The sequence below is a fragment of the Streptomyces sp. CB01201 genome, assembly GCF_002803085.1.
GTDB classification, from domain to species: Bacteria; Actinomycetota; Actinomycetes; order Streptomycetales; family Streptomycetaceae; genus Streptomyces; species Streptomyces hundungensis.
In genome coordinates this window covers 137269-149894 of the sequence record NZ_NNBJ01000007.1, presented here as the reverse complement: position 1 = coordinate 149894, position 12626 = coordinate 137269, and the positions used below count along the sequence as shown (strand labels likewise).

The window sequence follows — 12626 nt, the reverse complement described above, 5'->3', positions numbered from 1 at the left end:
ATGAACAGGATTGGGGCGGCAGTTGAGGTTTCTTTGAGAGTGGGCTTGGGGAGGACGACTGCACACCCCGCGATCACGCCCTGTCTGTGGCATGCCACATCCTCACGTCGTGGTCGCGACCCACCGTCGGCACATCCCGTGCCACCGACCCACGACGAGGGGGCGCACCATGGACGCTTTCACCGCAGGACTTCTGCAGCGCATAAGGACCACGGAAACCGACCTCACACGGGCGCGTGAGACCGGCGACGACTTCCTCGCCGACGTCGAGCAGGCCGAGCTGGACGATCTCCACCGTCTGGCCGCCGAGCACGGCGTAGAGGTAGCCGCAGCCGTCTGAGCCCACCCCACCCACCAGGAAACCCCGGCGCCACGGGACGGCGCCGGGGTTTCGTCATGCCTGGCCCTACGAACCCGTAGGTCCCGCAAGCTCAAGATCGACACGCTGATGTGCTCAGGGATCCATACCTGAGCGGCCCGGGACGGAAACCGGTCAACCGTCGTACGCCACATCGACTAAGCGCTCATGTCTCGGGGATGGCAGCGTTCGGCAGTGCGCCGCAGGGGGCCCGGCAATGGCCCCGGCGAACCGGCCTTCGCCAATTCCGAGGGTCAACCAGCCGACTGACACGTCTTCCAGCTTCCGCGCACAGCTCGCGGGCGATCGAACACCCTCGCACTTACTTTCGCCGCTCGCCAGACACCCCTCCACTAAGCACTCGCCAAGAGTGCCGTGCCGCTCGATATTGTGCGGCGTGGCCCCACTATTTGTTGCCACGAACACAGACTCGCACGCCTACATGTCTACTAACTAGCTTATGAACAACCGGAGTTCACGTCCCCGGCAAAGCAGCAACGCTCCGCCCGAACCCCCTGCTCGGCCGCGCCCCTGACTCATGCGATCCCGCCTGCTCGCTGTACCGTCTGAGGGTCGCAGCACAGACGCACCTCGGATATTGAGCGGTGGCGGGCTACACCACATGGCCTCGCCGGCCGGCCCGAACTTCCTCTGCAGCGGCACATGGCGTCTTTCAATCTGCGTTTCAGTGCTGCGGTCAAAGATCGAGCCGGAGCACGCTCTACTGAGCCGCATGTTCCCTCCGCGGCGGCGCGGATGCTTGTCCAGTCGCTCCAGATCGGCATGAAAGGCTGATGGCAGCCGGATGGTCGCACGGATCACGACACCGCGCGGGTGGTCGGTGAGGCCGACTATTACCGACCGATCTCACGCGGGCGAACAGGTCAGACGCTAGACCACGATTACGGTCGGCACCGAAAACAGTTGCCCCGAGCGCCCCGGACTCCATCAGCGGGCAACGACTGACGAACCAACGTCTCGACCATCTCGACTGAAGGCGTCTACATGTTTCGGGTGCCGCCTGGGGCCCGCACGGCAGCATCCGTCAGGCACTCGACACGTGCACCGAGTGGCACACCGTGAGAGGTGATACCTGGTTTCACCTGTGCCTCGGGATGGTTCGTAACGACCTAGCAGCGCTGTTCCGGCTGAGCGTCCGCTGCTCTGCGACTGCCGCCGCGGAAGTTCCGCCGGGGCAGCCCTCCAGCTATCGGAACCGTCGTCTTTCCGACAGGTCGCCGGTATTCGTCACAGGCGTGTCTGAATTTAAACTTGATCTTGCGTACTTCAAGAGCATACCTTTGGCGATGTCGAGCGAAGCCGAGCCCGGAAAGACCAGCCTGGGTCAATTGGCTACACGCTCACCGAATAATGCTCGAATGTTTCCCAGGGGGGACTCTTTGAACATCAAGCGCGCATCCTTCATCACGAGCCTGACTATTGTGGCATCTGCCGTCACTGTGACCGTTGGAACCTCGCCTGCGGCTGCAGACAGCTACACCTCTTTCGCAAACGTCTACACCGGGAAGTGTTTGGAAGTCGAAAACTCTTCCCGCAGCAACGGTGCCCGTGTACAGCAGTGGGACTGCAATGGGCAGGGTGGCATGAGGTGGTACACGCGAGATGCCGGCGGGGGGTACAGCTACATTGTCAACGCCAATAGCGGCAAGTGCCTGGAGATCGATGGCTCTTCCCGCAACAACGGAGCTCGCGCCCAGCAGTGGGACTGCAACGGTCAGGCCGGCGCCAAGTGGAGCATCAGCAAGTACCTGGAGTGGTTCGGCGGGTCTGAAATCAAGAACAGCAGCGGCAAGATCCTGGAAATCGAGAATTCTTCGCGGAGCAACGGGGCACGTGCGCAGCAGTGGGAGTACAAGGGCCAGGCCGGCGTGATCTGGGAGATTCGTCTCACGCTCAACAGCTAAGGAGATCATTTCTCACGGCTTCCGGCCGAGAGGAATGTCAGGCTCCAGAAACCGCTACCCCTCAGGGGTAGCGGTTTCGCGTTGGGCACCATTCCCCGGGCCCCGGACCGCTCGCAAGCAGGCCGGCCGACTCGCCATCGCCTCCGCGCCCCTCAGTCGTGCCAGGCCCCGTGTTCCTCCAGGAGTGTCTGGAGGGGGCCGAAGAGGGTCGGGGACGCGGCGACGGTCAGGTCGCGGGAGGGGGGCTCGCCGGGGCGGCCGCCGGTGAGGGCGCCGGCTTCGCGGGCGATGAGGTCGCCGGCCGCCAGGTCCCACGGGTTCAGGCCGCGCTCGTAGTACCCGTCGAGCCGGCCGGCCGCCACGTCGCACAGGTCGATCGCGGCCGAGCCGCCGCGCCGGATGTCCCGGAACCGCGGGATCAACCGCTGGGCCACCTCGGCCTGGTGGGCGCGTACCGACTGGACGTAGGCGAAGCCCGTGCCGACCAGGGACTGGGACAGCGGGGCCGGCGGGCGGCAGCGCAGCGGGCGCTCGCCCTCGAAGGCGCCGCCGCCGAGGACCGCGTGATACGTCTCGCCGCGCATCGGGGCGGCGACCACGCCCGCGACCCGCTCGCCGTTCTGCTCGGCGGCGATGGAGACGGCCCAAGTGGGCAGCCCATAAAGGTAGTTGACGGTTCCGTCGAGCGGGTCGATGACCCAGCGGATGCCGCTGGTGCCCTCGCTGGAGGAGCCCTCCTCGCCGAGGAAGCCGTCCTCGGGGCGGTGCTCGGCGAGGTAGCCGGTGATCAGCTTCTCGGCGGCGATGTCCATCTCGGTCACCACGTCGATGGGGCTGGTCTTGGTGGCGGCCACCGCGAGATCGGCCGGGCGGCCGTCGCGCAGCAGCTCGCCGGCCCGCCGGGCGGCCTCCAGGGCGAGGCCGAGCAGTTCGCGGTGCAGAGGGTCGGTCATCGGTGCTCCCTTACGCGTACGGGCTGTCGGCTCCGGCGGCCGCGGGCTTGGCGGCGCCGCGGGCGGCCGGGCAGCAGCCGACCGCGCAGAGGTCGTGCGAGGGGCCGAGCGAGCCGAGCGCGCACCGCTCGACCGGCAGGCCGCGCTCGGCCGCTGCCCGCTCGACCACCAGCTCGCGCACGGCCGCGGCGAAGCGCGGGTCGGCGCCGACGGTCGCCGAGCGGGCGACGGGCAGGCCGAGCTCGGCCGCCTTGGCGGTGGCCTCCGTGTCGAGGTCGTACAGGACCTCCATGTGGTCCGAGACGAAGCCGATGGGGACCATGACGACGGCCGGGGCGCCCTCGCCGTGCAGCGTCTCCAGGTGCTCGCAGATGTCCGGTTCGAGCCAGGGGATGTGCGGGGCGCCGGAGCGGGACTGGTAGACGAGCTGCCAGGGCCGCTCCACGCCGGTCTCGGCCCGGACCGCGTCCGCGACGGTCCGCGCCACGTCCAGGTGTTCGCGGACATACGCGCCGCCGTCGCCGTGCTCCTCGACGGGGCCCGAGGTGTCGGCCGCCGCCTCGGGGATGGAGTGCGTGGTGAAGGCGAGGTGGGCGCCGGCGCGGACGTCCTCGGGCAGCTCGGCGAGCGAGGCGAGGACGCCGTCGACCACGGGGCGCACGAAGCCCGGGTGGTTGAAGTAGTGCCGCAGCTTGTCGACCCTCGGCAGCTCCAGGCCCTCGGCCTCCAGGGTGGCGAGCGACTCCGCGAGGTTCTCGCGGTACTGCCGGCAGCCCGAGTACGAGGCGTAGGCGCTGGTGGCGAGGACCGCGATGCGGCGGCGGCCGTCGGCCACCATGTCGCGCAGGGTGTCGGTGAGGTAGGGCGCCCAGTTCCGGTTGCCCCAGTAGACCGGCAGGTCCACGCCGTTCTCGGCGAAGTCCTTGCGCAGCGCGTCGAGCAGCGCCCGGTTCTGCTCGTTGATGGGGCTCACGCCGCCGAACAGGAAGTAGTGCTGCCCCACCTCCTTGAGCCGCTCCTTGGGGATGCCCCGGCCGCGCGTCACGTTCTCCAGGAACGGGACCACGTCGTCGGGGCCCTCGGGGCCACCGAAGGAGAGCAGCAGCAGGGCGTCGTACGGGGCGGCGGCCGCGGCCGCTCCGGGTGCTGGATCACGCAGTTCGGACATGACCCGATCCTGCCATCCGCCTCCGACAGACGCGGAACCCGGCCGACGGAACGTGCGCGGAACCGGGCCGCAGGCCCTCCGCCGGCCGAGCCGGAAGCACGCCGGGGCCGGGCCGGACAGGGAGGTGGGGCAGAGCCGGAAGTCCCGGGGAGCCGGGCCGGAAAAGGCGGTGCGGGGCCCCAGTTCAGCGTCGTAAGCTTTAGGAATTAATTACACGCGTCACGACGGCGCCCGCCGCGCACGTGCCACGCCGGATCCCGGAGCCCCCGTTGCCCAGTCCCTACCGCGCGATCTTCGCCGCCCCCGGCACCAAGGGGTTCTCCGCCGCCGGCCTGCTCGGCCGGATGCCGCTGTCGATGATGGGCATCGGCGTCGTGACGATGATCTCCCAGCTCACCGGCCGCTACGGTCTCGCCGGCGCGCTGTCGGCGACCCTCGCCATGTCGGCCGCCGTGATCGGCCCCCAGATATCCCGGCTCGTCGACCGGCACGGCCAGCGCCGGGTGCTGCGCCCGGCGACCCTGGTCTCCGTCGCCGCCGTCACGGGACTGCTCGTCTGCGCCCAGCAGGGCGCGCCGGACTGGACGCTGTTCGTCTTCGCGGCGGGCGCCGGCTGTGTGCCCAGCGTCGGCTCGATGGTCCGGGCCCGCTGGGCCGCGATCTACCGCGGTGACGCCCAGAACCTGCACACGGCGTACTCGTGGGAGTCGATCGTCGACGAGCTGTGCTTCATCCTGGGGCCGATCCTGTCGATCGGGCTCTGCACCGCCTGGTTCGCCGAGGCGGGCCCGCTGATCGCCGCCTGCTTCCTGGTGGTCGGCGTCTTCTGGCTGACCGCCCAGCGCGGCACCGAGCCCGCGCCCCATCCGCACGAGCACACCAGCGGCCGCTCCGCCCTGGGGTCGCGCGGGCTCCAGGTCCTGGTGGCCACCTTCGTCGCCACCGGCGCGATCTTCGGCTCGGTCGACGTGGTCACCGTGGCCTTCGCCGACGAGCGCGGCCACAAGGCGCTGGCCAGCCTCGTCCTCGCCGTCTACGCGCTCGGCTCCTGCCTCGCGGGGGCGGTGTTCGGGCTGCTGCGGCTCAAGGGAGCGGCGTCCACCAGGTGGCTGGCGGGTGTCTGTGCGATGGCGGTGAGTATGATCCCGCTCCAACTGGCCGGGAACCTGTCGTTCCTCGCCGTGGCGCTCTTTGTCGCGGGGCTCTTCATCGCACCGACGATGGTGACGACGATGGCCCTCGTCGAACAGCACGTACCGCGCAGCAAGCTCACCGAGGGCATGACCTGGACCAGTACCGGGCTCGCGGTCGGTGTGGCGCTCGGCTCCTCCGCCGCCGGTTGGGTGGTGGACGCGGCGGGCGCGCAGGCGGGGTACCTGGTGGCCGGCGTGTCGGGAACGCTCGCGGCGGCGGTGGCGTTCTCGGGGTACCGCCGGCTTCGCAGGCCGGTGACGCATCGGGAGGGGCTCGAAGCAGATGAGCGGAGCGAACGGCAGCACCTGGCGTAACTGGGCGGGGAACGTCACCGCGCGACCGACAAGGGAAGTGTCCCCGGCCTCCGCGGCCGAACTGGCCGAGGCCGTGCGCCGCGCCGCCGAGCAGGGCCTGACGGTGAAGGCGGTCGGCACCGGCCACTCGTTCACGGCGACGGCCGCCACCGACGGCGTGCTCATACGTCCCGACCTGCTGACCGGCATCCGCGAGATCGACCGCGCCGCGATGACCGTCACGGTGGAGGCCGGCACCCCGCTCAAGCGGCTGAACGCGGTCCTCGCCAGAGAGGGCCTGTCGCTCACGAACATGGGCGACATCATGGAGCAGACGGTGGCGGGCGCCACCAGCACCGGCACCCACGGCACCGGCCGCGACTCGGCCTCGATCGCCGCCCAGATCACGGCACTTGAGCTGGTCACGGCCGACGGCTCGCTGCTCACCTGCTCCGAGAAGGAGAATCCGGAGGTCTTCGCGGCGGCCCGGATCGGGCTCGGCGCGCTCGGCGTCGTCACCGCGATCACCTTCGCCGTGGAGCCGGTCTTCCTGCTCACGGCCCGCGAGGAGCCGATGGCCTTCGACCGGGTCACCGCCGACTTCGACGAACTCTTCACGGAGAACGAGCACTTCGAGTTCTACTGGTTCCCGCACACCGGCAACTGCAACACCAAGCGCAACAACCGCAGCGCGGGACCGGCCGCGCCGCCCGGCAAACTCCGCGGGTGGATCGACGACGAGTTCATGTCCAACGGGCTGTTCCAGGTGGTGTGTTCGCTCGGCCGGGCGGTGCCGGCCACCATCCCGGCGGTCGCCAAGGTCTCCAGCCGCGCACTCTCCGCCCGCAGCTACACCGACATTCCGTACAAGGTCTTCACCAGCCCGCGCCGGGTCCGCTTCGTGGAGATGGAGTACGCCCTGCCGCGCGAGGCGGCCGTCGGGGCGCTGCGTGAAGTGAAGGCCCTGGTGGAGCGTTCGCCGCTGCGGGTGAGCTTCCCGGTGGAGGTGCGCACCGCACCCGCCGACGACATCGCGCTCTCCACCGCCTCCGGCCGCGAGACCGCGTACATCGCCGTGCACATGTACCGGGGCACGCCCCATCAGGCGTACTTCACCGCGGTCGAGCGGATCATGACCGCGCACGCGGGGCGCCCCCACTGGGGCAAGCTCCACACACGTGACGCGGCCTACTTGGCGGAGGCCTATCCGCGCTTCGCCGAGTTCACCGCCCTGCGCGACCGGCTCGACCCGGACCGCCGGTTCGCCAATGCGTATCTGCGGCGGGTGCTGGGCGACTGACCGACCCGGGCCCGAAGTCCGACCCGGGCCCCGCTCCGGCCCGGGTCGCTCCGGCCCGGGCCTAAGGAGCGGTGCTCGCGCCGGACTTCGGGTCCGGCGTGGCCGGGTCGCCGGTGCCCTTGTCGGTTCCGGTGCTCTGCGAACCGGAGGGGGTGGGCTTCGGGGTCGGGGTGGTACCGCCCGAGCCGGAATCGGAGCCCGAGCCGTGCGACGTGGAGGGGGACGGCGAGGAAGAGGGGTCGCTCGTGGCGGAGTCTCCCCCGGTCGTCCCCTTCTCGCCGCTCCTGTTCGGGCTCGGCGTACCGCTGCTGCCGGTGCCGGTGCCGGGCGACTTGTCGCCCCGGTCCCCCGGGTTCGAGGGCGCCTTCGGCTCCTGCTTCTTGGAGCCCCCGGTGAGTACGGACCCGATGGTGGTCCCGCCGCCGTTGCCGCCGACCTCGCCGTCGGTGATCAGCTCGTACGCGGTGATGCCGCCCATCGACACCCCGAAGACGACGGCCGCCGCGAGCAGCGGACGCTTCCAGCCGCGCAGCCGGGAGCCGTGCACGGTCGCCTCGTTGAACTCCTTGGCGGGCGCGGCCCCCGGCGGCAGCGGGCTGCCGCCGACCGACTTCAGCACCTGGGTCCGGTCGGCGTCGGCCTGCGGCAGCATCTGCGTACGGTCCGCGCCGGCCTGTCCCAGCACCTGCGTACGGTCGGCGTCGGCCTGCCCCGGCAACCGCGTGCCGTCGGTGTCCGCCTGCGGCAGCATCTGCGTACGGTCCGCGTCGAGGCGGCCGAGCAGCTGTGTGCGCTCGGCGTCCGTCCGGGGTGGCTCCGGCGTCCCGTGCCGCTTCCCCTTGTAGGGGGAGAGCACCGGCACCTGGCGCGAGCCGACCTTGGCCTGGACCGTCACCTCGCGCAACTGCTCGCCGGTCCGTTTGAAGAAGTGCTGGAAGACCGTGCCGCCGCAGGTGGCGACCACGCTCACGACGCCGGCGCCGATGAACGTCCCGTACACACCCAAGGTGGAGGCGAGCACCGCCGCGGCGACCGCTGCCAGCGCACTGCCCGCCACCTGGGGCACGCTCAGATCGATGCGCTTCTTCTCGTCCGTCCCGGAGTCCGGCTTCTCACTCATGCCCAGCCCTTGTTCGCCCTTCTGTTCCGTCTTGCACTGAGAAAGGACATTTGAGCGAAAGGAATAGTTCCGGTTCCGGGGATTGTGTGAAGCAGGACACGTGGGTGCCTGGGACGGCCGTGTCGGGGCAGGTTCAACTCCCGTACGCCACGAGAACTTCGGCGGCGTGCCGGTCCACCCAGGTGGCCCGAATGGAGTACTGTGGCGAGCCCTGGGCCCCGGGTCCCACACGGGTATCCGGGACTACGGGAGGGGGCCGAACGCGGCACTCGAACCGGCGGCGCCGCGGCACCGTACGGGGGCCTGCTGCACAGAGTGACCAGCCCGGTCACTCTGCGTTGCGAATAGGTAACCGTGCCATAACGGCGTTCCAGGGCCCATGCCCGACACGCCGGGCAACTCGGCAATGTTGTGGCAGGCTGCACCCGGGCAGGCCACACTCGACTAGCGGAAGCAGCGACGCACGTGACGTCGGCAGGCACCACCCGGGAGGTCCCCATGCCCGAACTGCGTGTCGTGGCCGTCTCCAACGACGGCACACGACTGGTGCTCAAGGCTGCGGACAGCACGGAGTACACGCTTCCGATCGACGAGCGGCTCCGGGCCGCCGTGCGCAACGACCGAGCCCGGCTCGGCCAGATCGAGATCGAGGTGGAGAGCCACCTCCGCCCGCGCGACATCCAGGCGCGCATACGAGCCGGTGCCTCCGCCGAAGAGGTCGCCCAGCTCGCCGGGATCCCGGTCGACCGCGTACGCCGATTCGAAGGCCCCGTCCTCGCCGAGCGCGCCTTCATGGCGGAGCGGGCGCGGAAGACTCCGGTGCGGCGTCCGGGCGAGAACACCGGCCCCCAGCTCGGCGAAGCGGTGCAGGAGCGGCTGCTGCTGCGCGGCGCCGACAAGGACAGCGTGCAGTGGGACTCCTGGCGCCGGGACGACGGCACCTGGGAAGTCCTGCTCGTCTACCTGGTCGCGGGCGAGCCGCACTCCGCGAGCTGGACCTACGACCCGCCGCGCCGGCTCGTCCAGGCCGTCGACGGCGAGGCCCGCTCGCTGATCGGCGAGTCCGACGACACCATCACCACGGTTCCCGAGCCGAGCTTCCCGTTCGTGCCCCGGATCGCCCGGCTGCCCCGGGACCGGCCGCTCGACCGCGCCCTGGACCGGCAGTTGGAGCGCCCGGTGCCCCCGCCGCCCGAGCCGGTGGTGGAGGAGAGCGACTCGCTGACCAGCCTGCTCGAAGCCGTGCCGAGCTTCCGTGGCGACATGGTGGTGCCCGAGCGCCCCTCGGCCCCGCCCGAGCCGCCCGAGATCGAACCGGCCGGGGAGCCCGAGATCGCGGAACCGCCCGCGCCGGCCGCTTCCGCGGGAGCGGGCTCGGCGTACGCGGACGTCCTGATGCCCCGTACCGTCGCCGGTCACCGCGACCGGCTCACCGGCACCACCGACCGCCAGGCCGAGGCCGACGGGGTGCGGCCGGGGCGACGGGCCGCGGTGCCGAGCTGGGACGAGATCGTCTTCGGGACCCGGCGCAAGAAGCAGGACTAGCCGCGCCGGCAGGACCGGGCAGAACCGGCAGGACCGGCCGCACACGGCAGACGGGCGTCGGGCCGCACGCAGAACGCGTGCGGCCCGACGCCCGTGCGCTACCGCGGGTCGGGCCCCGTCGCGACCGGGCGGGACTCGTCCGAGGACCATTCCGACCACGACCCGGCGTACAGCGCGGCCGGAATGCCCGCGACGGCGAGCGCCAGCACCTCGTGGGCGCCGGAGACACCGGAGCCGCAGTACACGCCGACCCCGGTGCCCGAGACGCCGAGCGCCTTGAAGCGGGCGGCCAGTTCCCCGGCGGGCAGCAGCCGGCCGTCCGGGCCCACATTCTCGGTGGTCGGCGCCGACAGGGCGCCCGGGATGTGCCCGCCGACCCGGTCGATCGGCTCCACGTCACCCCGGTAGCGCTCGGCCGCGCGGGCGTCGAGCAGCACTCCGGTGCGGGCGAGCTCCGCCGCCCCGTCCGCGTCGAGGAGTTCGACCGCGCCCGGCTCGGGCCGGAAGTCGCCCTCGGCCGGTGTGGGGATCTCGGTGGACAGCTCGCCCGTCCAGGCGGCCAGGCCGCCGTCGAGGACACGCACGTCGCCGTGCCCCGTCCAGCGCAGCAGCCACCACGCGCGGGCCGCCGCCCAGCCCTGCCCCCCGTCGTACACGACGACGGGGGCATCGGCCGTCACACCGGCCCGGCGCATCACCCGGCCGAATTCGGCCACGTCCGGCAGCGGGTGACGGCCGCCGGACCCGGGCGGTCCGGCCAGTTCCGCGTCCAGATCGACGAAGACGGCTCCGGGCAGATGTCCGGCCTCGTACTCGGCGCGGCCGTCGAACGCGGGCGCGCCGGCCGCCTTCGCCATGCTCAGCTGCCAGCGGATGTCGAGCAGGACCGGCGGCCGGGGACCGGCCGTCTCGGCCGCGAGTTCGGGTGCGGTGATGATGGCATTCATGAGGTCATCCTGTCGCAGAGTCCACCCGCAAGGTAACGCGCAGGAAAAGGATGAGAAGCCCCAAAGCGGGCAACCTCCTGCGGGAACGCGCCAAATGCGGCGCGGCCGGGGCGCGCCGCGACGAAGGTGGTGGAAGCATCGGCCCGGGTGCGCAGGTTCCCTGGACCGCATCCGCGAGCAGCAGTATGGCGACGGCCGAGGAGAGAGTGACGATGACCCAGTCGGAGACCCGGCGCACACCTGGCACGCCCTGCTGGGTGAGTCTGATGGTGCACGGCCTGGCCGCGACCCAGGAGTTCTACGGGGCACTGTTCGGCTGGGAGTTCCGGCCGGGCCCGCAGCAGCTCGGCCCCTACGTCCGCGCGCTGCTCGACGGCGAGGAGGTGGCCGGCATCGGCCAGCTGCCGCCCGACCGGCATCTGCCGATCGCCTGGACCACCTATCTGGCGGCCGACGACGCCGACGCCACGGCCGAGACCGTCCGGCACTGCGGCGGCACCGTCGGGGTCGGCCCGCTGGACGCGGGCGAGGCCGGGCGGATGGCGATCGCCTCGGACCCGGTGGGAGCGGTGTTCGGGATCTGGCAGGGCGGCGAACACATCGGGTCCGCCGTCGCGGGCGCGCCCGGCACCCCGGCCTGGAACGAGCTGGTGACGCGCGAGACGTCCTCGGTCGGCAAGTTCTACCAGGCCGTGTTCGGCTATGACCTGGAGCCGGTCGTCTCGGCCGACTTCGACTATGTGACGCTGCACCTGGACGGCCGTCCGGTCGCCTCGCTGCACGGCGTGGGCAACGCGCTGCCACGCGACAAGGGCGCGCACTGGATGACGTACTTCGAGGTGGCCGACGTCGACGAGTCGGCCGGCCGGGTCGCCGAACTCGGCGGCCAGGTGCTCCAGCAGCCCCGCGAGGGGGCGAGCGGACGACAGGCGACGGTCACCGACCCGGAGGGCGCGGTGTTCACCGTCGTACGGTCACTCGTCTGACCCCACCGCCCCAACTCCGGTGTCCACAGCGGCAGTTGCATCCGTCTGAGCCGGGGCACGCGCCCGGTCCACCGCGGCGTACGCAAGGCGCCCCCGCCCTTCCGGGCGCCCGGCCGCCAGGGGTCCGTCGAGGCCCTGCGCCTCAGGCGCGGACGGCCGGGCCCGGCGCCTCGGCGTCGGCCGCGTCGACCGGGAGCACGTCCGGGGAGAGGGCAGCGGCGCGGGCCGCGGCGGCCGTCATGCGGCGGCGGTGGTGGCGCCGGCACAGCACCTCGTAACCGATCTCGCCGGCGGCCTGGTTGACGTCGCCGACCACGACCTGGGCGCCTTCGACGACCATCCGGCCGCCGATGGTGCGGGCGTTGTGGGTGGCGCGGGCGCCGCACCAGCACAGCGCCTCGACCTGGAGCACCTCGACCCGGTCGGCGAGTTCGACCAGGCGCTGCGAGCCGGGGAACAGCTTGGAGCGGAAGTCGGTGGTGATGCCGAAGGCGAAGACGTCGAGTTCGAGGTCGTCGACGACCTTGGCGAGCTGGTCGATCTGCTCGGGCGCGAGGAACTGGGCCTCGTCCGCGATGACGTAGTCGCAGCGGCCGCCCTTGGAGAGGTGGGCGACGAGATGGCCGTAGAAGTCGAAGCCGTCGGCGGCCTCGACCGCGTCGGTCACCAGGCCGAGCCGCGAGGACAGCTTGCCCTCGCCGGCCCGGTCGTCCCGGGTGAAGATCATGCCCTGGAGCCCGCGCGCGGAGCGGTTGTGCTCGATCTGAAGAGCGAGGGTGCTCTTTCCGCAGTCCATCGTTCCGGAGAAGAACACCAGCTCGGGCATGGGAGGGTGAC

General features: G+C 71.2%; 11 protein-coding genes. 6 read left to right on the top strand and 5 right to left on the bottom strand.

Annotated elements, in window-relative coordinates; translation table 11 throughout:
• The first annotated feature begins 169 nt into the window (after positions 1-169).
• Both CG740_RS40375 and CG740_RS40370 read left to right on the top strand, forming a co-directional pair.
• Positions 170-340 (top strand): hypothetical protein, encoded by a 171-nt coding sequence (locus tag CG740_RS40375; protein ID WP_167152800.1) that lies wholly within the window; start codon positions 170-172, stop codon positions 338-340.
• A 1418-nt stretch (positions 341-1758) separates the two neighbouring features.
• Positions 1759-2283: an RICIN domain-containing protein gene (locus CG740_RS40370; RefSeq protein ID WP_199846476.1), complete on the top strand. Its 525-nt coding sequence runs from the start codon at positions 1759-1761 to the stop codon at positions 2281-2283.
• A gap of 152 nt (positions 2284-2435) precedes the next feature.
• On the opposite strand, the gene CG740_RS16615 is transcribed toward CG740_RS40370, so the two are convergent.
• The gene (locus CG740_RS16615; RefSeq protein ID WP_100575917.1) at positions 2436-3236 is read right to left on the bottom strand and encodes an inositol monophosphatase family protein; all 801 of its coding nucleotides are present in this window, start codon (positions 3234-3236) and stop codon (positions 2436-2438) included.
• Positions 3237-3246: 10 nt separating this feature from the next.
• Complete coding sequence (locus CG740_RS16610; protein ID WP_100575916.1) at positions 3247-4404, bottom strand: ferrochelatase; 1158 nt, start codon at positions 4402-4404, stop codon at positions 3247-3249.
• A gap of 269 nt (positions 4405-4673) precedes the next feature.
• Here CG740_RS16610 and CG740_RS16605 point away from each other — a divergent pair, with 269 nt between their 5' ends.
• Positions 4674-5912, top strand: a complete 1239-nt coding sequence (locus tag CG740_RS16605; protein ID WP_100575915.1) for an MFS transporter — start codon at positions 4674-4676, stop codon at positions 5910-5912.
• Entirely contained in the window at positions 5881-7191 is a 1311-nt protein-coding gene (locus CG740_RS16600) for a D-arabinono-1,4-lactone oxidase (RefSeq protein WP_100575914.1), read from the top strand. The genes CG740_RS16605 and CG740_RS16600 overlap by 32 nt, the downstream gene beginning before the upstream one ends.
• Before the next feature lie 61 nt (positions 7192-7252).
• On the opposite strand, the gene CG740_RS16595 is transcribed toward CG740_RS16600, so the two are convergent.
• Positions 7253-8311 carry a hypothetical protein gene (locus CG740_RS16595; protein WP_100575913.1) on the bottom strand — a complete coding sequence of 353 codons (1059 nt, stop codon included), beginning with the start codon at positions 8309-8311 and terminating at the stop codon, positions 7253-7255.
• 498 nt (positions 8312-8809) lie between these two features.
• On the opposite strand from CG740_RS16595, the gene sepH reads away from it, so the two are divergent.
• A complete protein-coding gene (gene sepH, locus CG740_RS16590; protein ID WP_100575912.1) occupies positions 8810-9856 on the top strand; it encodes a septation protein SepH in 1047 nt (348 codons plus the stop codon).
• Positions 9857-9954: 98 nt separating this feature from the next.
• On the opposite strand, the gene CG740_RS16585 is transcribed toward sepH, so the two are convergent.
• Positions 9955-10803, bottom strand: coding sequence for a sulfurtransferase (locus CG740_RS16585; RefSeq protein WP_100575911.1), 849 nt, complete (start codon positions 10801-10803; stop codon positions 9955-9957).
• A gap of 212 nt (positions 10804-11015) precedes the next feature.
• Between CG740_RS16585 and CG740_RS16580 the strand changes: the two genes are divergently transcribed.
• A complete protein-coding gene (locus CG740_RS16580) occupies positions 11016-11789 on the top strand; it encodes a VOC family protein (RefSeq protein ID WP_199846475.1) in 774 nt (257 codons plus the stop codon).
• Between the two features lie 142 nt (positions 11790-11931).
• On the opposite strand, the gene CG740_RS16575 is transcribed toward CG740_RS16580, so the two are convergent.
• On the bottom strand, positions 11932-12615 hold the full coding sequence (locus tag CG740_RS16575) for a thymidine kinase (protein WP_100575910.1): 684 nt from the start codon (positions 12613-12615) through the stop codon (positions 11932-11934).
• Positions 12616-12626: the final 11 nt, after the last annotated feature.

What these genes read in the sequence shown, in the direction of transcription:
- CG740_RS16610 (WP_100575916.1), bottom strand. Translation starts at nt 4,404, where the DNA reads ATGTCCGAACTGCGTGATCCAGCACCCGGAGCGGCCGCGGCCGCCGCC.
- CG740_RS16600 (WP_100575914.1), top strand. Translation starts at nt 5,881, where the DNA reads ATGAGCGGAGCGAACGGCAGCACCTGGCGTAACTGGGCGGGGAACGTC.
- CG740_RS16575 (WP_100575910.1), bottom strand. Translation starts at nt 12,615, where the DNA reads ATGCCCGAGCTGGTGTTCTTCTCCGGAACGATGGACTGCGGAAAGAGC.
- CG740_RS40375 (WP_167152800.1), top strand. Translation starts at nt 170, where the DNA reads ATGGACGCTTTCACCGCAGGACTTCTGCAGCGCATAAGGACCACGGAA.
- CG740_RS16580 (WP_199846475.1), top strand. Translation starts at nt 11,016, where the DNA reads ATGACCCAGTCGGAGACCCGGCGCACACCTGGCACGCCCTGCTGGGTG.
- CG740_RS16595 (WP_100575913.1), bottom strand. Translation starts at nt 8,311, where the DNA reads ATGAGTGAGAAGCCGGACTCCGGGACGGACGAGAAGAAGCGCATCGAT.
- CG740_RS16585 (WP_100575911.1), bottom strand. Translation starts at nt 10,803, where the DNA reads ATGAATGCCATCATCACCGCACCCGAACTCGCGGCCGAGACGGCCGGT.
- CG740_RS16615 (WP_100575917.1), bottom strand. Translation starts at nt 3,236, where the DNA reads ATGACCGACCCTCTGCACCGCGAACTGCTCGGCCTCGCCCTGGAGGCC.
- sepH (WP_100575912.1), top strand. Translation starts at nt 8,810, where the DNA reads ATGCCCGAACTGCGTGTCGTGGCCGTCTCCAACGACGGCACACGACTG.